Annotated in this window: 14 protein-coding genes and 1 tRNA gene; 6 read left to right on the plus strand and 9 right to left on the minus strand. The window is 42.8% G+C overall.

What is annotated here, in order from left to right; translation table 11 throughout:
* The first annotated feature begins 244 nt into the window (after positions 1-244).
* The 3 genes from gcvP to QYC40_RS00245 all read left to right on the plus strand — a co-directional run bounded on the left by gcvP (position 245) and on the right by QYC40_RS00245 (position 5,377).
* Positions 245-3,118, plus strand: coding sequence for an aminomethyl-transferring glycine dehydrogenase (gene gcvP / locus QYC40_RS00235; protein WP_301991765.1), 2,874 nt, complete (start codon positions 245-247; stop codon positions 3,116-3,118).
* 646 nt (positions 3,119-3,764) lie between these two features.
* The gene (locus QYC40_RS00240; RefSeq protein WP_301991766.1) at positions 3,765-4,517 is read left to right on the plus strand and encodes a DUF1080 domain-containing protein; all 753 of its coding nucleotides are present in this window, start codon (positions 3,765-3,767) and stop codon (positions 4,515-4,517) included.
* A 35-nt stretch (positions 4,518-4,552) separates the two neighbouring features.
* A complete protein-coding gene (locus tag QYC40_RS00245) occupies positions 4,553-5,377 on the plus strand; it encodes an N-acetylmuramoyl-L-alanine amidase (RefSeq protein ID WP_301991767.1) in 825 nt (274 codons plus the stop codon).
* A 445-nt stretch (positions 5,378-5,822) separates the two neighbouring features.
* Here the strand turns inward: QYC40_RS00245 and QYC40_RS00250 are convergent, their stop codons facing one another.
* From QYC40_RS00250 to QYC40_RS00280, 7 genes are all read right to left on the minus strand, one after another.
* Positions 5,823-7,136, minus strand: a complete 1,314-nt coding sequence (locus tag QYC40_RS00250) for a nicotinamide mononucleotide adenylyltransferase (RefSeq protein ID WP_301991768.1) — start codon at positions 7,134-7,136, stop codon at positions 5,823-5,825.
* Positions 7,137-7,208: 72 nt separating this feature from the next.
* A complete protein-coding gene (locus tag QYC40_RS00255; RefSeq protein ID WP_301991769.1) occupies positions 7,209-7,751 on the minus strand; it encodes an NUDIX hydrolase in 543 nt (180 codons plus the stop codon).
* Complete coding sequence (locus QYC40_RS00260; RefSeq protein WP_301991770.1) at positions 7,751-9,490, minus strand: phospho-sugar mutase; 1,740 nt, start codon at positions 9,488-9,490, stop codon at positions 7,751-7,753. The genes QYC40_RS00255 and QYC40_RS00260 overlap by 1 nt, the downstream gene beginning before the upstream one ends.
* A gap of 35 nt (positions 9,491-9,525) precedes the next feature.
* On the minus strand, positions 9,526-10,173 hold the full coding sequence (locus QYC40_RS00265; protein WP_301991771.1) for a hypothetical protein: 648 nt from the start codon (positions 10,171-10,173) through the stop codon (positions 9,526-9,528).
* Positions 10,173-11,045, minus strand: coding sequence for an SDR family oxidoreductase (locus tag QYC40_RS00270; protein ID WP_301991772.1), 873 nt, complete (start codon positions 11,043-11,045; stop codon positions 10,173-10,175). The genes QYC40_RS00265 and QYC40_RS00270 overlap by 1 nt, the downstream gene beginning before the upstream one ends.
* 1 nt (position 11,046) lies before the next feature.
* The gene (locus tag QYC40_RS00275; protein WP_301991773.1) at positions 11,047-11,811 is read right to left on the minus strand and encodes an enoyl-CoA hydratase/isomerase family protein; all 765 of its coding nucleotides are present in this window, start codon (positions 11,809-11,811) and stop codon (positions 11,047-11,049) included.
* 47 nt (positions 11,812-11,858) lie between these two features.
* Positions 11,859-14,522, minus strand: a complete 2,664-nt coding sequence (locus tag QYC40_RS00280; RefSeq protein ID WP_301991774.1) for a TonB-dependent receptor plug domain-containing protein — start codon at positions 14,520-14,522, stop codon at positions 11,859-11,861.
* Between the two features lie 183 nt (positions 14,523-14,705).
* On the opposite strand from QYC40_RS00280, the gene purD reads away from it, so the two are divergent.
* Positions 14,706-15,980: a phosphoribosylamine--glycine ligase gene (gene purD / locus QYC40_RS00285; protein ID WP_301991775.1), complete on the plus strand. Its 1,275-nt coding sequence runs from the start codon at positions 14,706-14,708 to the stop codon at positions 15,978-15,980.
* Positions 15,981-16,078: 98 nt separating this feature from the next.
* A tRNA-Glu gene (locus QYC40_RS00290) sits at positions 16,079-16,150 on the plus strand.
* Here the strand turns inward: QYC40_RS00290 and QYC40_RS00295 are convergent.
* Positions 16,113-17,675 (minus strand): recombinase family protein, encoded by a 1,563-nt coding sequence (locus QYC40_RS00295; protein WP_301993720.1) that lies wholly within the window; start codon positions 17,673-17,675, stop codon positions 16,113-16,115. The genes QYC40_RS00290 and QYC40_RS00295 overlap by 38 nt on opposite strands.
* Positions 17,676-17,735: 60 nt before the next feature.
* On the minus strand, positions 17,736-17,897 hold the full coding sequence (locus tag QYC40_RS00300) for a hypothetical protein (RefSeq protein WP_165826534.1): 162 nt from the start codon (positions 17,895-17,897) through the stop codon (positions 17,736-17,738).
* A 630-nt stretch (positions 17,898-18,527) separates the two neighbouring features.
* Here QYC40_RS00300 and mobA point away from each other — a divergent pair.
* A complete protein-coding gene (gene mobA, locus QYC40_RS00305; RefSeq protein ID WP_066679312.1) occupies positions 18,528-18,962 on the plus strand; it encodes a conjugal transfer protein MobA in 435 nt (144 codons plus the stop codon).
* Positions 18,963-18,964 lie beyond the last annotated feature (2 nt).

Here is an 18,964-nt window from a genome sequence, read left to right on the forward strand (position 1 = left end):
ATATAATATCCTCACTTCGCTTACACTACTTTATTTGAAACAATACCCTGATCTTATTACCTAAATTTTAAAAAAATGTGCAATCGATTGATGTGTTAATAAATGTTTTTGGCGTTACGGGTAGGGCAAAAATTACCTATAAAAAGCGTATCTTTGCACATCTAATTTTTTTATAGCGAAACTATCCTAAAGAAATTGGATAACAGAACGTTAAACATTGTAAATTTTGCAATCCCATCGTAAAATGAGTAACATAAATTACCAAGAGAAATTCCAGGATCGCCATAACGGTCCTAGCGCTTCGCAAGTAGAGGAAATGTTGACTGTACTTGGCGTTAGCTCCTTAGACGAACTAATCGAGCAAACCGTACCTGCGCAAATCCGTAAAAAAGAACCTTTAAAGTTACCTGCAGCGTTAAGCGAGGTTGCTTACCTTGAAAAGGTTGCTCAAATCGCTGAAAAAAACAAAGTATTCAAATCTTATATCGGTCAGGGATATTTCGATGTAATCTTACCTGGCGTTATTCAACGTAACGTATTCGAGAATCCAGGATGGTACACACAGTACACGCCGTACCAAGCTGAAATCGCTCAGGGTCGCCTTCAAGCTTTATTGAACTTCCAAACGATGGTATCTGACTTAACAGGCTTAGAAGTAGCGAACGCATCACTTTTAGATGAAGCAACTGCTGCTGCTGAGGCCATGTTCATGTTATACAGCACGCGCAAAAATAAAGATGCACATACATTCCTGGTAACACCGAACATCTACCCGCAAACGCTTGATGTATTGCAGACTAGAGCGGTTCCATTTGGTGTGGAGATCCGTGTGGCAGATTTAACCGTAGATAACTTAGCAGACGATGTATTCGCAGCGTTTATCCAATATCCTGCTGCTGATGGTTCTGTAAATGATTATAAAGAGTTCACGGCTTACGCTCATGATAAAAACATCACAATCTGTGTGGCTACAGATTTAATGGCATTAGCGTTATTAACGCCTCCGGGAGAATGGGGAGCAGATGTTGTTGTAGGTAACTCACAACGTTTTGGCGTACCGATGGGCTTTGGTGGTCCTCATGCAGCATTCTTCGCAACAAAAGATGCCTATAAACGTAATATTCCAGGTCGTATCATCGGTGTAACTTCCGATTCGAATGGCGAATATGCATTGCGTATGGCGCTTCAAACTCGTGAGCAACACATCCGTAGAGATAAAGCTTCTTCTAATATTTGTACTGCGCAAGCATTACTAGCTATTATGGCTTCTTTCTACGCGGTTTACCACGGTCCAAAAGGAATCAAAAATATCGCATTACGTATCAATGATCTAACGAAACTTGCTGACAAAGCAATCCAAGCCTTAGGTTACAAACAGGTAAACGCGACTTACTTCGATACATTACGTTTTGAAGTAGATAAAGAACTTAGCCCATTGAAGTCTGAAGCTTTAAACCAAGAGCTTAACTTCTACTACGCTGATAATACCGTTGGAATCTCTATCGACGAGACTACGACGCTTGCAGATATCGAAACGATCGTGAAAGTATTCGCGAAGATTAAAGGTAAATCTGTAAATGATGTGGATCTATCAGGTTTCACTAATGAATTAGGAAACTCTATCCCTGAGGAATTAGAACGCGCTTCTGATTACTTAACACACCCTGTTTTCAATAGCTACCACTCTGAAAGTGAGATGTTGCGTTACATCAAATCTTTAGAAGCAAAAGATCTTTCTCTTTGTCATTCGATGATTCCTCTAGGATCATGTACGATGAAGTTGAACGCAACAACCGAGATGGTTCCTGTAACTTGGGCACGTTTCGGTGGGTTACATCCATTTGCTCCTGCAGACCAAACAACAGGTTACATGCAATTGATCAACGAATTGAACGATTGGTTGTGTGAAATCACCGGATTCGCGAAGATGTCCTTCCAACCAAACTCGGGTGCACAAGGTGAATACGCCGGACTAATGGTTATCCGTGCTTATCACCACAGCCGTGGCGACTTAAATAGAGATATCTGTTTAATTCCAGCATCGGCACACGGAACAAACCCTGCATCTGCATCTATGGCAGGCTTGAAAGTGGTTGTTGTGAAGTGTGACGAACGCGGAAACATCGATGTTGAAGACTTAAGAGCAAAAGCAACAGAACATTCGGCAAACCTAAACTCCCTAATGGTGACTTATCCATCTACGCACGGAGTATTCGAAGAGCCAATTGTTGAAATCTGTAATATCATCCACGAAAATGGTGGTCAAGTATATATGGATGGTGCGAACATGAACGCACAGGTAGGTTTAACAAGCCCAGGTTATATTGGTGCTGACGTTTGTCACTTAAACTTACACAAAACATTCTGTATCCCTCACGGTGGTGGTGGTCCTGGTATGGGTCCAATCGGCGTAGCAGCACACTTAGTACCTTTCTTGCCGAACCACGAAGTTGTAGAAATCTCTGGCGAAGAGGGTATCTCAGCAGTATCGGCAGCACCTTTCGGTTCTGCATCCATCTTAGTAATCTCGCATGCATACATCGCAATGATGGGTGGCGAAGGATTAACAGATGCTACGAAAACTGCCATCTTAAATGCTAACTACATCAAAGCACGTTTAGAATCGCACTACCCGGTATTATACGCAGGTGCAAACGGACGTTGTGCACACGAGATGATCTTAGATTGCCGCGGTTTCAAAAACGTAGGAATCGAAGTAGCAGACATCGCAAAACGTTTGATGGACTACGGTTTCCACGCTCCTACCGTATCATTCCCTGTTGCTGGTACCTTAATGGTAGAGCCTACAGAGTCGGAGTCTAAGGCAGAGTTAGATCGTTTCTGTGAAGCGTTGATCGCTATTCGTCAAGAAATCGCTGCAGTAGAAAATGGCGAGGTTGACCAAAAAGAAAACGTATTGAAACACGCGCCACACACGGCACGCGTAGTAACTGCAGACGAGTGGGATAGACCTTACTCACGTCAAAAAGCAGCTTACCCTGTTGAATACTTAAGAACAAATAAATTCTGGCCTTCCGTAGGTCGTGTAAACGACTCACAAGGCGATAGAACATTAATCTGTTCTTGTCCTCCAATCGAAGCTTACGCAGAAGCGTAATTAGAGATTAGATGTGAGACATTAGATATTAGACCTTGTGTCTGTTAAAAAGCTGCTCCAGTACGGGGCAGCTTTTTTGGTTTGAGGGTATGGCGTCATAGGTCTTTTTACTAAGTACTAACTACTATTTCTGAACCAGGAAAAAAAGGATGCAAGGATTGGCAGGATGCTCTTTCGTCTGAACCAAGGAAGGATACAAGGATTTTCAGGATCTGGTATATTGTTGGATGTTGGTATGCACATCGTAATCGTGCGTTTCACTAAACGTCTCCTATAAAAAATACAATTCATCCCTTTATTCTCACCAATGCCCGATCCTGCGAATCCCTAAATCCTTCCTTTCCTGGTTCAAGACAAATTTTCATTCTCGTTCAAGACAAACGTTCCTACTACAACCAACCGCTCAAACAATACCTTTTCAGAAAACGCTCTAATGTCTATCATCTAATTTCAGCCATAGGTCTTTATACTAACTACTAAGTACTAACTACTAAACTCCGTCGACTCAAACCCCTTGTAAACCCAATACAAACCCAATACAAACCCCAATCATAACCGCTCCATAAGGGCTATACATTGGGTCTACATGGGGTTTGATTAAGTTGTCAGTAATTCCTTATCTTAGGGATACTTAAAACCTACTGATATGAACAGACTAAACCTGCCGGCTGCAACGTTATTTCTGATGTTTATGGCTTTTTCCTTGGGAGTAAGCGCACAGAAAAAGCTTTTTACCTTTGGAGTGGAGAAAAGCTTTGATGAGTCCATCGTTAATCCAAAGATAAAGGGAAAGCCAATCCAGTGGATTGATGTGAATACTTCGGATACGACCTGGATTCCAAAGGGGAAGGTTTTGGTCAACAAAGGGAATCCGATCGGCGTAATCCGTTCGGAGAAAATGTACGAAAATTTTATCATCCATGTAGAATGGCGTCATTTGGAGAAGGGTGGCAATTCAGGTGTTTTTGTATGGTCAGATGCGGTTGCAGGGAAGAATGACCTGCCTATGGGTATGGAGGTGCAGATGTTGGAGCTGGATTGGGTCAATCAGAATACGCGCGACGGCGTTACACCACCGATTGCTTATGTGCATGGGGAATTGTTTGGTGCGGGGGGAATGACAGCATCTCCGGATAATCCTAGAGGTGAGCGCAGTAAGTCGGTAGAGAATCGCTGTTTAGGTGTAGGGCAATGGAATAAATATACCGTAGTTTGTATCGACGGCACTGTTAAATTGGCTATAAATGGTAAATTTGTCAATAGCATTCGCTTGGCTTCAAAGCGAAAAGGTTATGTTTGTCTGGAAGCTGAAGGCGCGCTGATGGAGTTTCGGAATTTTCAGCTAATTGAGCTGGAACCGGGCGTGGAGCGGCCTGAATTTGTTGTCGACGCACTTTAAGTGGCGTAGGCATAAGGTTAAATGAGATAGAGAAAATGATTAGAAACGTATTTATATATTTGGTTATTGCGGCATTGGCGACCTCCTGTGGAGGCGGTAAATATGCGGCAACGGAGAAAGTTTACAAGAAAAAGGCAAAGGAATTTTCAGAGATCTACAAGGAAGCTCCTGTAGAAGGTCAGTTAGCGAAGATTGGAGCAGATCAAAAGGAGTGGATTGGCTCAACGAACTTTGGAATGCGCAAGCCTAATTATGTGATGATCCATCATACGGCACAAGCATCGCTAGATCAGACGGTAAAGACCTTCCATAATCAAAAGGTTGGCGTAAGCTCGCATTATGTAATCGGTCGGGACGGAAAGATTGTGCAGATGGTGAACGATTATTTCAGAGCGCACCACGCCGGAGCCGGCAGGTGGGGGAATGATACAGACTTAAATTCATCTTCTATCGGGATCGAGCTTGACAATAACGGCACGACCGATCCATGGCCGGATGCTCAGATACAGGCTTTGGTGAAGTTGCTGCAACAGCTAAAGACCTCTTATAATATTCCGCAGGGCAATTTTATCGGACATATGGATTATGCGCCCACGCGTAAGAACGATCCATCGCGCTTCCCTTGGAAAACGCTTGCCGATCAAGGATTCGGATACTGGTATGAGCAACCGCTGGAACAAGTACCTGCAAACTTCGACGTGAAAATCGCATTACGAATCATCGGTTTCGACGTGAAGAACCTAGATGCCGCCATCAAAGGATTTAAATACCATTATATCCAGGAGAACCCCAATGTCGCAACATTAAATGATCATGAGATGCGGATCTTGTATGCGATATTTAAGAAATATTTGGGTTAGAGATTAGACATTAGATTTTAGATATTAGAGCAGGGCGCCGATTAGGCGCCTTTGTTTTTAGATGTATGATGTGTTTGAACCAAGAAAGGAAGGATAAAAGGATTGGCAGGATGCTTAGTCTTGAACCATGAAAGGAAGGATGTAAGGATGAACAGGATCGGGTATTATGATATATGAAGGGATGGATTGTATTTTTTATAGGAGACGTTTCACTAAACGTCTCCGAAAGTGTATGCTTCCCCTTCCATCATTCGCCGCTAAACATGATCCTGTCAATCCTAAAATCCTTCCTTTCTTGGTTCAAGACAAAACACCCTTCCTTTCCTTCAAAACAAACTAACCCCTTCTTTTTAAACTAAAGTATCAACACAGCTTATCACCAATAAAAATGGCGCCTAATCGGCGCCTTACTCTTATATCTTATATCTAATGTCTTACATCTAAACTACACTGTTTTAACAAACTTCTCGTCATAGTTTTCGATATCGATGATGTATTTGTTTTGCAATAGGAAGTCGAATAGCGGTTTTGCTTCTTCGGATACCGGCATATTCTTGGTGGTGACGATTTGTTCGTTCTTTTTGTCCAAATATGGGTAAGCGTAGAGTTTTACGTTTTTGCTGAACATACCGGATATATAGGATAACAATTCGTTTGTATAGTTTTCCTTGTTGTAGTTGTGTGTGTTGAAGATATTCTTCAGGTTGTACACGTTGGTTGCAATACCTACATGCTTTGGTTTGAAGCTTTGCACAAACTCGGCAAGGTGATTGTTGCGACGGAAGTTGGATACCAGGATGTTGTTTCCTGTGGAACATAGGTATTCCGCACGTTCTGCAAAGTAATTTAAGTCCTCGTCGGTGATGCTTGAGTTCTCATCTAATACATTACCCATCAAGACCTCGATAAGAACAACCGTGTCTTCTGGCGTGGCTCCGGTGTTTTTGCGGAATTCTTCCACGGCAAGATTGAAGAGGTCGAAGTTAGGATTTGACTTCTGACGATATTTCGTACGAAGGATAATGATATTCTTCTTGTATAGGTAATCTTTGATCTGTGCTGCTTTTGCGTCCGGTTTGAAGATTGCAGCCTTAGCAAATCCCTTAGCGATCAGATAAAGGTTCAAGAGGCGTTCATTTGCATTCTCGAAGATAGGCCCAGAAACTTTCACTAAGTCGATCTCTACCGAGCCAATCGCTAGGTTGTCTGCCAGCGACTCGATCATCGTTTGTGGATCCTGTGCGTAGTAATAAGCGGCGAATACCAGGTTTACACCTAAGATTCCCAATACTTTTGTTTGCAAGGTGTTATCGGAGTCCAATAGGCGAACGTGGATAACGATATCATTTGTAGGTCCGTCGACCTCATGTTGGAATCGGATCCCGATCCAGCCATGTGGTTCATTGGATTTTGTGAAATTTAATGTTGTTACGGTATCCGCGAAGGCGAAGAACTTCTTGCTATTGTACTTCTCGCCTTGCAGGCGTTGGGTTAGCAAGTCGAATTCATGGTCCAGCATTTTATTTAAGCGCGTACGGCTCACGTAGCGACCAGACTCCTCTACGCCATAAATAGCATCGGAGAAAGCCATATCATAGGCCGACATAGTTTTTGCGATGGTACCCGATGCGGCACCTGCTTCGAAGAAATTACGGGCAACCTCTTGTCCGGCTCCGATCTCTGCAAATGTTCCGTAAATATCAGGGTTTAGGTTTATTTTAAGCGCTTTTCGCTTTGTTTCATAAATTTCTCTAGCCATACGGCAAAGGTAACAAAATAGCGTTGAATATTGCGAAAAGGAGGGCTAAGAAAGAATTAAGTTAGGTCTACATTAAAGTAAACCTAACTTTTTAAAACTGTAGAATAGGGCAGAGGCATGAAGTGCCTGTCCGATTTTATTGTCGAATAAGAAAGCCTTCGCTTCCTCTATGCTCATTTCGACCACTTCGATATCCTCGGAAGCGTCGAGCTCCTGTTCTTGTATCTTTACGCCACCCTGAAGGATATAGGTGAACGTTGGATTTCCTGAAGTCGCCGGATTTGCATAGAGCTTACAAACGTATTCAATGGAATCGAATGCATAACCCGTCTCTTCCAATAGTTCTCGGCGTGCCGCTAATTCCGGGTCTTCGCCGTCCTCTACCACGCCTGCCGGAAGCTCTACCAGTACTTCGCCAGCGCCATGACGGTACTGTTTGACAAAGAGGATGGTATTTTCTTTGGTTATACCGATCATATTCACCCATTTCGGGTATTCTAGAACATAGTATTCTTCTTTGATATTGCCATTCGGCATTTCAAGTCTGTCGACCCTGAGCGTCGCCCAAGGGCGTTGAATAATGTATTTAGAATCTAATACCTTCCACTTTTCCATTAATCCTTGATTATATCGGCCATCATCACTTCCACCTTGTCATCTAAACGGTTGGATATCTGTCCATATTCGGAAGAAAAGGCTAATTTTTCTTTTACCGAGCAGTAGAACTTAATCTTAGGCTCCGTTCCGGAAGGGCGTGCAGAGATGACATCCCCATCGGCGGTGATAAATTGCAGAACATCCGATTTAGGAAGATCGATTGTCGATTTCTCGCCGGTTTTCATATTCGTTGCTTCGCTGTTTTCGTAGTCTCGAACCTCGACGACTTCAATTCCACCGAGCGTTTTAGGAAGCTCTGCACGAAGATCCGCCATCATCTGTTTGATTTCATCGGCGCCAGCTTTTCCTTTTTTCGTTAAGGAGATTAGTTTTTCTTTGTAGAAGCCGTATTCCAAACAAATCTGTATCAAAACATCGTATAGCGACTTTCCTTGGCTCTTGAAGTATGCGCACATTTCAGCAATAAAGGCGCAGGAGTTTACCGCATCTTTATCGCGAACTAGATCGCCAACTAAATAGCCGTAGCTTTCTTCACCACCAACCAAATAGTTTTCCTTGCCCAATAGCTTGGTCATTACTTCGCCAATGTATTTGAAACCCGTTAATGTTTCGTAGTATTTTACCTCATGTGCATCCGCTATTGCAGCGAATAGATTAGACGTTACAATGGTTTTTACGATATAGTCGTTTGGTTTCAGTTGGCCTAAAGCCTTTTTAGATGAAAGCACATAATAGGTCAACAAGCTTCCGATCTGGTTTCCATTGATTAATTGAAACGATCCGGATGGTGTTTTGATCGCCACGCCCACACGGTCTGCATCGGGATCTGTTGCCATCACGACATCCGCGTCCAGCTCTTGGCCCTTTTGTTTTGCTTTCGCCATAGCATCGTCTTCCTCCGGATTTGGATAGATCACGGTAGGAAAGTTACCATTCGGTTCGGCTTGCTCCTCTACGATCGTCACATTTTCAAATCCCCATGCTTTCAACATTTTCGGAACAACGGTAATCCCTGTTCCGTGGATTGGAGAATAAACGATTTTCAGATCTTTTTGAGCTTGGACCGCTTCCGGATGAATGCTTAATTTCTTGTTTTCAGCGATATAGATATCATCGAAATCCGCACCAACCAGGGTGATATTTTTTTCTACGCGGTTGAATTTGATGTCGTTGACAGACTGTATAGCATTCACTTCCGTGATTACATTCTTGTCGTGCGGTGCAACCAATTGTCCGCCATCGTTCCAATAGGCTTTGTAACCATTATATTCCTTCGGGTTATGCGATGCTGTTAGCATCACACCGCCCTGGCATTGGAAGTGACGAACGGCAAAGGATAATACCGGCGTTGGTCGTAATTCCTCGAATAAGTAAACATGGATGCCGTTTGCAGAAAACACATCGGCCACTAGGTTTCCGAATGCCTGCGAATTGTTGCGACTATCGTAAGAGAGGGCGACTTTGATGTCTTGATTAGGGAACTGCTTGAGGAGATAGTTTGCTAAGCCCTGCGTCGCTTTTCCGATCGTGTACTTATTCATTCGGTTGGATCCTACGCCCATAATACCGCGCAAACCGCCTGTTCCGAACTCCAATTCTTTGTAGAAGGAGTCTAACAATTCGGTTTCTTCATTATTGTCAACCAGTTTCTGTACCTGTGCTACGGTATCCTGGTCATATTCGTTCGTCAACCATTGGTTGATTCTCGCTTGTGTATCTTTATCTAAATTGCCCATGAGGTCTTGTTGATTTCTTAATAGTAATGTGTTTTTTATGCGTCGCAACCGCCATATGCGCGATCAAGTACTGTGACATACCAAGCCGTACCGAATTGCTTAACATGGAAGATCAAGCTTTCCTCCGGCTGTGCTAATATAACGCGGTAACTGCCGTTTTCCAACTCCTGTATGCGTTTTTTCTGTTGCTCGTTGTATTTAGAAGATTCAAACTCCTCTTCAAATTTTACAATGGTCTGCAGCAGTTGCGTTTTGCTGTAGGAAGTGGTGTCGCTGTAGAATCCAGTTTTATCCCATTTCATTGATCCGCAGTCGTAACTAGGTAATTTTTCAAAGGTCAATACCTGATCGTTCTGAAGCGGCGGGTAAGCGTAATATTCGGGGATCGGCTTTTTGAAATCAAAGGAGTCGATCAATGCGAATGTATCGGCTGCACCTGGACGATAAATGATCGCCATTCCAAGCTCCGGATGCACTAAAGCATTTAATTTTTCATTATCCTGACTGATATAGGCTCGGACAAAGCGCGTAATAACTTCTGATATCTGTTGTACCTCTTCCGGCTGATCGATAGGTTCGCGCACGACGCTGTCTTGTTTTTCTTCGGTTTTCTTGTTGCTATTATTACATGCTGTAAGCAACAACCCGCATACGAAAAAGTATGCTAAGTATTTTTTAATCATTACTTGTTGTTTTTTCTAATCGTCTGTTCAATTGCATCCCACATTTCCGGTTCTACAGCTTCCAATCCGCTCAATTGTCCTGCCCCTTGTAACCATTCGCCGCCATCAATCGTGATGACTTCGCCATTGATATAGGCCGCATAATCAGACACCAAAAAAGCTGCCAAATTAGCGAGTTCCTGATGATCGCCTACTCGTTTTAATGGTACACGGTTTTTGAAATCAAATTTTGCTGCTAAGTCTCCGGGCAATAATCTATCCCAAGCGCCTTTGGTTGGGAAAGGTCCTGGAGCGATTGCATTATGTCGTATTCCGTATTTCCCCCATTCTACCGCCAAGGAACGCGTAAGGGTCAGTACTCCGCCTTTCGCTACGGCGGAAGGCACAACATATCCCGAACCTGTAAAGGCATAGGTGGTAATGATGTTGAGTACGTTTGCCTGTTGTTTCTTTTCGATCCAGTTTTTTCCGAATTCTAGGGTACAGTTTACTGTTCCTTTTAATACAATATCGATAATGGTCGAAAAGGCATTCGGGGACAGGCGTTCGGTCGGCGATATAAAGTTACCCGCTGCGTTGTTTAATAGAACATCGACTTTGCCGAATGCTTTTTCCGCTTGAATACGTAGGTTTTCCACTTCCTCCGGATTGCGAATATCGCATGCGACCGGCAGGACAGCATTACCCGTTTTGCTTTTGATCTCCGCCGCTGCTTCTTCCAATATCGGGAGTTTTCTGCTGCTGATGACTAAATTAGCGCCAAGTTCGGAGAAATAGGTTGCCATTGCTTTGCCTAATCCTGTTCCACCACCCGTAACGACGATGGTTTTCCCTTTTAAGGCATCTTGTTGTAAAGCTCCTTGTACTGCCATTTTATTTCTTTGTCAAATTATCAATAATTGTTTTTAAGATCGAACGCGTCGATGGTGCCCACCATTGCTTCAGGACTTGTTCAATCGCTTCTTCTTTTGTTTGTGCAATGTTTTTCAAAAGGCCTTTGCGTATATTCATCTTGGTTGCACCCCATGCGTTTTTATCAAATTGCATATAGTGTTTTGCTTTTCTTCCTGCTGCGGTTTGGATGCGTTCGAAAGGGACAACCTCGTCGAGCAATCCAACTTCCAGTGCAGCCTGTGGAGATAACAGCTTCCCTTCTAAAAGGAATCGATGGGCATTGGCTTTGCCGATCCAAAAACTATAGAGTTCAAAGATGCTGGAAGGCACGATAATGCCAACAGGAACTTCGTTTAAACCGATAATGAATTCGCCTTCCGCCATAACGCGGTAATCACAACAAATAGCAAGCACGCAACCTCCGGCAGGACTGTGCCCAGTGATGGCAGCGATGCTAGGTTTTGAGAACGCTGCAAGCTGATGCAACAGGTCTATGAACTTTTCCCAGAATGTACGGATTTGTTGTTGATCGTATTGAAAAAGGGTTATTAAGTCGAGTCCAGAAGTGAAGAATCCTTCTTTCCCTTGTAGGACAATTGCTTCTATGCTAGGGTCATCTTGCTGTTGCTGAATCGTCGCAGAGAGTTCTTCAATCATTTCAAGATGCATAGCATTTGATCTGCCACGATCTAATTGGATATAACAGATATGGTCTGTTACTTGTGTCTTCAGGTATGAATGCATACGGACGTATTTATAACATTAATAAGGGTAATTTACAGAAAATATTATCATTTCACTTCAAAATCAACTTGCTTTCTGTATATCCTACCCATTAAATCTATGCCTTCCAACGTTATACGGTAAGTTCCCGGCTCGTCGGAAGTATAGAAGTCAAATTGTGCTTTACCGTTCTCATCAGTAACGAGGCTTGGAGCCCAATGTATGGTGGTCCTTAAGTCTCTTTGGAACCCCGAATCGGAGTCAGGCTCGTAGACCGGCTTGTAAAATTCCTTGATCATGGAAAGCCCTTTCGGTTGAGCGACAATCATGCCGATAGGTTTGGAGTTTCCTGCGAGCCCTCCACCACGCTTCGTGGTTATAATAAGGAGACCATTGGCACCATTGAAGCCATAGATGGAGGTGTAATTTACGTTTCGAAGTACTTCAACCGTTTCCACATCAAAAGGGTTGATCATGGAAAGCATATCAGCCTCCATATACATCCCATCGACGATAAGTTGCATCGGCTCGGTATTGCCTCTTGTCATATAAGCTTGTCCGTTTCGGAATACGACACCTAAAAGACGGCCACCTAGGCAACTTTCCAAATTTGGACAGGGACCTAATTCTTCCGCCGTGATCACCTGATCGGCATTTCCGGGGCCATTTAAATTACTGGAATGCTCTGATGCCTTTGGCCGGGTAGCACGTACCACGACTTCTTCAATCTGAATGGTTTTGTCCATCAATCCTTTATTCTCCAATTCGTTATAGAATGCCTTCGTTGCTAAGAGTTCGTCCTTAAAGACTGCATTGATATCGTTATTGATCAAAGGTTGGTTTTTAAGGGTATTGACAAGGGGCTCCGGGGTTTCAATCAAAGAAATATCCACATACTTTTTATCTTTTTGATTCCTTGCCGATAGGATAAACTTCACGCTATCGGGGAAGATAAGATCGTCGATTTCGAAATAGCCGTCTTCGTTTGCGGTCGTATCGATATAATCCATAAAGTTATGCGTGGATATAAGCTGCACCTTTGCATTGGGTACTGGCGCTTTCCTGCCCATGCGTTTAACATATCCGGATATGCGAATACCTTTCTCGGCTTGGAACTCGGGTTTTTTATTTAAGGAGTCTAATTTTGCCCAGTTAATTTTGCGCCAACCCTGGGTCAATAGGAGCATATCCAAATCTTCGAGTTTATAAGTTCCGTCGCTATTGAAATAATAGGCGGGGCGTTCGATGTAGCCTTTAACATCGCCTTGCAACAGTAAGCTGCTCAGAATACTGGTCTGATCTTCCAATTCGTCTCCAACCTTGAATAAATTAACAACAGACGCCGAAAGGGTTGCAACGCGCATACTGTCGTTTTCTGCACCTACAACAATTTCGCTGAGTACCTTATTTCTAATGCCGTAACTTTTGTTTTCCAGGTTTAGGTTTAGCATCGGAACTTCACTCGTACGCTGGTTAAAGTATGCTCTTTCCAAAATAGGCTGTAGATTATGATCTAATATACTGATCGTAATGACGCCAGTAGGCAGGTCTTTTTGCTCTTTGATGAAGTTGATGTTCTTTTTCTTAGCGGTTTGCTTAGCGATGTAATAGACCTGCCCAAGATGTTGAAAAACGATATAGAGATCTTTGTTGTTGATTTTGTCGTCGGAGAGGTTAACTTGTGTATAGATCTTGTTAAAATTGGTTCCTACGACCATTGCATATCCGCTTTTTTGTGGCTGTGGAAGTGCTATCGTTTTAGAAGTGCCATCACTGAACTTGACCTCTGCGCGATAATTGCTATTGTCCAATAAGAAAAAGCTGCCCGCGGCCAATCCAAGTTCATTGGTAATCAACTTCCCAACGGTGTCATTGGTATTTGTAAAAACGGTTATTGTGGCGGGAATCCCTTTTCCACGAGGATCTGTTGCTTTGAAAGCTATTTTATTAAGCTCGTTAGCCAGGTAGTATCCTCCTTCAGGAAATGCTTGCAGGGCATTTTCAGAAAAGAAAGATTGGCTATTGATATATTTTTTTACGGTTCGCCGGTCTGGTTTTCGAATACTCAGCATGATTCCTTTTCCTCGGTTTTTGTTGTCGACCTTGATCAGGATATTGCCTTCTTCGTTCAGTGTTGCCCGCCCTCGATCTATGCTTTCTGCTTTATCAAAAACCTCATAACGAACCGACGTTTTCGGAAGTAGGCTTCCATCAGCGTTTTCCACTTTGATCTGATAATACGGCGTACCATCTATTGTGACTAAACCCGCTTTGGAAAACAACTCATCGGTTCGAACATTCCCAATTTCAAGGACTTTCTCGAAGAAGTAATCGGAGCTGTCATTTCGCATCCAATTGGTATAGGCTCTCAAACGGTAAGATCCATCGACTAAGGTGTCTGTTAATTCGATTTCTCCTAAGCTGAGCCCGTTGATATTGAGGTGCATTCTAGAGGCTATGATTGTTCCTTTCGGGTCGATTAGATCGACATGGATAAGATTAGAGAGGGTAGAAAGCCTGTTTTCAATATCAATTACCGTATAGGTCTTATACCAAATGGTTTCCCCGGCGCTGTACAAGCTGCGGTCGGTATGCACATGAATCTTCTCCTGTGGATTTTCGGCGGCATATTCCTTTAATCGGCTTTGTAATAAATTGATGTCTTGTGCGAGGGTAGATCCTGTGTGTAAGGATAACAGAACCAGAGCTATAGCATAGAGGGTGTGCTTCATAATTCTAATTGGTAAAATCATTATAATGATACGAAAAAATATTCATGAATCCATTGCATGTCGGTCGAATATGGATCTTTGTACGAGCGGCGGATATGCCTGATGACAAGAAAAAGAAAGAAGAATTTATAAAAGATGCTGTGGATAGGGTAATATTTGCATTTGCTTCAATATCTTTGCGATATGAATATTCTTATTATCGGCTCTGGAGGTAGAGAGTCTGCCTTTGCCTATAAAATCTCTAAAAGTCCTAAACTATCTAAACTTTTCATTGCACCTGGGAATGCAGGTACTGGTCAATATGGCGAGAATGTTGCTTTGAAAGTCACTGATTTTAAAGGTATTGCTGATTTTGCTCTGGCGAATAATATTGAAATGATTGTTGTTGGTCCTGAGGAGCCGCTTGTAAAGGGTATTCATGATTACTTCCTGGCTGACGAGCAGCTGAAACATATTGCGGTGGTTGGCCCACAGGCTGAAGGTGCGCAGTTAGAGGGGTCGAAAGACTTTTCTAAAGAGTTCATGATTCGTCATAATGTACCGACGGCTGCTTTCCGCTCATTCGATAAGACTAACCTAGAAGAGGGATTAGCATATTTGGACACACAGAAGCTTCCTATCGTTTTGAAAGCTGATGGCTTGGCAGCAGGCAAGGGTGTGTTGATCTGTGAGTCGTATGAGGATGCTAAGGCGGAATTGAAGGCCATGATTAGCGATGCGAAGTTTGGCGAAGCGAGCAATGTGGTTGTTGTTGAGGAGTTCTTAAAAGGTATCGAGCTTTCTGTTTTTGTGCTTACAGACGGAAAAGATTATAAAGTATTGCCTTCTGCGAAGGATTATAAACGTATCGGCGAAGGCGATACAGGTTTAAATACCGGTGGTATGGGTTCTGTTTCACCTGTTCCTTTTGCTGATCAAGCGTTTTTAGATAAGGTAGAAGAGCGTATCATCAAACCTACAGTGGATGGTTTGAAGAAGGATAATATCCCTTACAAAGGTTTTATCTTCATCGGATTGATGAATGTTGATGGTGAGCCTTATGTCATTGAATACAATGTTCGTATGGGCGATCCTGAGACAGAATCTGTATTGGTTCGTATCGAGTCGGATTTAGTGGATCTGTTAGAAGGCGTGGCGCAAGGAAATCTTGCTGATCGTTCTTATACGGTATCTCCTAAAACGGCTGCTACGGTAGTGATTGTTTCTGGTGGTTACCCAGGAGATTATGAAGGTGGAAAGGTAATCAGCAATATGGAGAATGTGAAAGAGTCTATCGTATTCCATGCCGGAACGAAACAGGATGGCGTAGATGTAGTGACTGCCGGAGGTCGCGTTCTAGCGGTAACAGCCCTGGAAGAGGACCTGTTCTCGGCCCTGCAACAGGCTACAGCGGATGCCGGAAGGATCTTTTTCCAAGGAAAATACTTCAGAACAGACATCGGATTTGATTTGATCTAAAAAATAATATTTTCAAAGCCAATGAGTTAAGGGTTTGCTTTAAAAAATATTTTGGCTATATGGATAAAGAGCCTATATTTGCATCACCAAAGCAAAAAGGCCCGTTCGTCTAGGGGTTAGGACGCAAGATTTTCATTCTTGAAACAGGGGTTCGATTCCCCTACGGGCTACTAAACAGGACAAATGAAATTTACTTTCGTTTGTCCTGTTCTTTTTTTGGAGTAATCCGTTGGTTATCTGAAAGATATAGTTTGCGATTACATTCATTCGAGCGGTTCGATAAGTTTTTCCGTCAAACTCCAATTTTTCGGGGAATATCGAACCAATTATATCCCGTCTTGTTCTGATTTCGCCCTCGCTGTACATTTTAGGAATGCTTTCTATGTATTTCAAAGCCCTGTCCAAAGACTTTTCTACGTTGATTTTCTTGGTATCAGAACCGTCCTTGCTCAACTGTTCTTCCAAACTCTCAATCCGTTTCCTACACTCATCTTTGATTTCGAGATATTCCTCGTCATCAATAATTTCAGACAGCAGTTTGTTGCGTGCTACTGATAACCTTGCATTCAGTTTATCTATTTCCTGTGCAATCTGTTTCTTTTCGTCAAACGGATTTTTTGCGAATTTCTTGTAGTTGTCCAACAGAAGTCTTTTTACTATTTGAGAAGTACCGTTCAACGCAAACTGTCGCATACTCTTTTCAAAAATATCGTTGGCTAATTCGGCTTTTTGACGAAAGCCACAAGAGGAAACACAATGATAGTAGTAATAACGGCTTGTTCTTCCTTTGGAAGCACTTCCCGTTAGGTTGCGACCGCATTCGGGACATACCAAGAAACCACGTAGGGGCAAGTTCTCGTCTGAAAGTATTTTGGTATTGGGACGTTCTACCCTTTTGTTTCCGTCCAATATCAGTTGTACCCTATCAAAGAGGTCTTTGGATATAAGTGGTTCGTGCTGACCCTGCACCAAATGTGCTTCTTCGTCCTTGAATTTGGCAATGAATATCTTACCGTAGTACAGCGGATTGCGTACGGCAACGTGAAATGCACTTCGGCTTATAGTTGTCTTGTGCAACTTATTCATTTTTTGCCGTACTTGGTCACAGGCAAACACGCCTTTGGCTATTTCGTTGAAAGCCCACAGCATAGCTGTTGCTTCAGGTTCTTTCGGAGCAATGTATTTTCGTCCGTCCTCTTTGCTTCTATTGATATATCCAAAAGGTGCTCTACCCATCAAACGCCCCTCTTTCCTTGCCCTACGCATACCGTAGAACGTATTCAATGCTCTGCGGTCATTCTCTACTTCGGGAGCAGAAAGATATATGGCAAGCATCATCTTGTTTTCGGGAATGGAGAGGTCTAACGGCTGTTCTACCGCCTGTGGCTCTATACCAAGTTTGTTGAGTGTGCTAATCATTTGATAAGCATCGCCAGCATTACGGCTGAACCTGTCCCATTTGGTAAACAGGATAAGGTCAGTTTTTGAACTTCTCTTTTTAAGGCTGTTCAATAATCTTGTCCATTCGGGACGGTTAAAGGTCTTGGCGGAATGGTCTTCATAAATAACCTGCCCAACAGCAATCTTATTGGTTGCACAGTATCTTTTCAGGCGTTCCTCTTGGTCACGCTGTGAATATCCCTTGTCCGCTTGTTCATCGGTGGAAACACGTATGTATAAATCGGCTCTTTTCATAGCTAATCATTTTTAAGTGGGTATTGACTTTGTGTGGGATTAGCTAAATTACAAAATAAATCATTCGGTGTCAAAGCATTCACGGATAATTATCATTGTGAGGTTGTACAAAAACTCCATAATCAGTTCGGCTGTTTCCTGTTCCACGTCAATACCGACCTCACGGAGAAGCTCCATTGCTTCCTCGATAGGTATTTTTTCTATTTCTTTTCTCTCCTGCATCGCCTAACTCGTTTTGTACTGACTAAATTAATCAGGTAAACAAGTCGGGCTTCCAATGTTGCAGTGAGAGGTAGCATTTGGCGTTCAGTTGCCAAATATTATTATGAAAGAAGTTAAAATCATATTCAAAAAAGAATAAAAAGGTAGCAAAGATAAGGCGGACAGCCACCGCACCGCCCACCAAAAGACTACGGCATAATGGCTTCGCCACCCTTCGGGACTTATTCCGTTTCCTTTTGGTTTTTCCGCTTGTCCGCCTTGTTAAAATGGCTTTCTTTTTTTTCTGTTTTTTTCTTTTGGAAAATAATTTTAAGGGGGAGCAACGCATCGTCAAGATAACCCCCAACCCAAATAAAAGTGGCAGTCAGTGGCACTATTTGGCGTTCATTGTCGTGACTGTAAACAGCTGTTTTTCAAACAGTCTTGCCGAACTTTGCAAATGGAAGCGGTTGGTTTTTTCGGCTAACTCCAATCCGTTCCGCAGAACGGATTTTCTGAACCCCTGTTCAGAGCAAGTTATCTTTTGAGCTACTCGGAATAAATTCCGCATCTCAAAAGCACTTGCCCTTGCAGGTGGCTGAAAACCGCTCCGAAGTCGCAGTTTTGGTTTAACATTAAAATGATTTGATTATGGAAGAAGTGAACAGAAAACAGATTAAAAAGACAGGAAGAAAACCGAAGAACGACCCTGCGGTACATCGGTATTCCATCAGTCTGAACGCAGAGGAAAACGCCAAGTTCCTTGCCCTTTTCGACCAATCGGGAATGAACATAAAGGCACATTTCATTACGGCTTGTATCTTTCAAAAGACGGTAAAAACCGTAAAAATTGATATGAATGCGGTAGAATACCACGCAGGATTGACCAAGTTTTTCGGACAGTTCAGAGGAATAGCAACCAATTACAATCAGATTGTAAAGCTGTTGAACACACACTTTTCGGAGAAAAAGGCATTGGCATACCTCTACAAATTGGAAAAACAGACCGCAGCAATGAAAGAATTATTGCTCAAAGTTTTAATCCTTACCGCAGAATTTGAAAAGAAATACCTAAACAAAGAGTAAAG

It is taken from the genome of Sphingobacterium sp. BN32 (assembly GCF_030503615.1).
In the GTDB taxonomy this organism is placed as follows: domain Bacteria; phylum Bacteroidota; class Bacteroidia; order Sphingobacteriales; family Sphingobacteriaceae; genus Sphingobacterium.

Bases quoted from the DNA above. Each gene is read 5' to 3' on its own strand.
- gcvP (WP_301991765.1), top strand. From the start codon at position 245: ATGAGTAACATAAATTACCAAGAGAAATTCCAGGATCGCCATAACGGT.
- QYC40_RS00240 (WP_301991766.1), top strand. From the start codon at position 3,765: ATGAACAGACTAAACCTGCCGGCTGCAACGTTATTTCTGATGTTTATG.
- QYC40_RS00245 (WP_301991767.1), top strand. From the start codon at position 4,553: ATGATTAGAAACGTATTTATATATTTGGTTATTGCGGCATTGGCGACC.
- QYC40_RS00250 (WP_301991768.1), bottom strand. From the start codon at position 7,136: ATGGCTAGAGAAATTTATGAAACAAAGCGAAAAGCGCTTAAAATAAAC.
- QYC40_RS00255 (WP_301991769.1), bottom strand. From the start codon at position 7,751: ATGGAAAAGTGGAAGGTATTAGATTCTAAATACATTATTCAACGCCCT.
- QYC40_RS00260 (WP_301991770.1), bottom strand. From the start codon at position 9,490: ATGGGCAATTTAGATAAAGATACACAAGCGAGAATCAACCAATGGTTG.
- QYC40_RS00265 (WP_301991771.1), bottom strand. From the start codon at position 10,173: ATGATTAAAAAATACTTAGCATACTTTTTCGTATGCGGGTTGTTGCTT.
- QYC40_RS00270 (WP_301991772.1), bottom strand. From the start codon at position 11,045: ATGGCAGTACAAGGAGCTTTACAACAAGATGCCTTAAAAGGGAAAACC.
- QYC40_RS00275 (WP_301991773.1), bottom strand. From the start codon at position 11,811: ATGCATTCATACCTGAAGACACAAGTAACAGACCATATCTGTTATATC.
- QYC40_RS00280 (WP_301991774.1), bottom strand. From the start codon at position 14,522: ATGAAGCACACCCTCTATGCTATAGCTCTGGTTCTGTTATCCTTACAC.
- purD (WP_301991775.1), top strand. From the start codon at position 14,706: ATGAATATTCTTATTATCGGCTCTGGAGGTAGAGAGTCTGCCTTTGCC.
- QYC40_RS00295 (WP_301993720.1), bottom strand. From the start codon at position 17,675: ATGAAAAGAGCCGATTTATACATACGTGTTTCCACCGATGAACAAGCG.
- QYC40_RS00300 (WP_165826534.1), bottom strand. From the start codon at position 17,897: ATGCAGGAGAGAAAAGAAATAGAAAAAATACCTATCGAGGAAGCAATG.
- mobA (WP_066679312.1), top strand. From the start codon at position 18,528: ATGGAAGAAGTGAACAGAAAACAGATTAAAAAGACAGGAAGAAAACCG.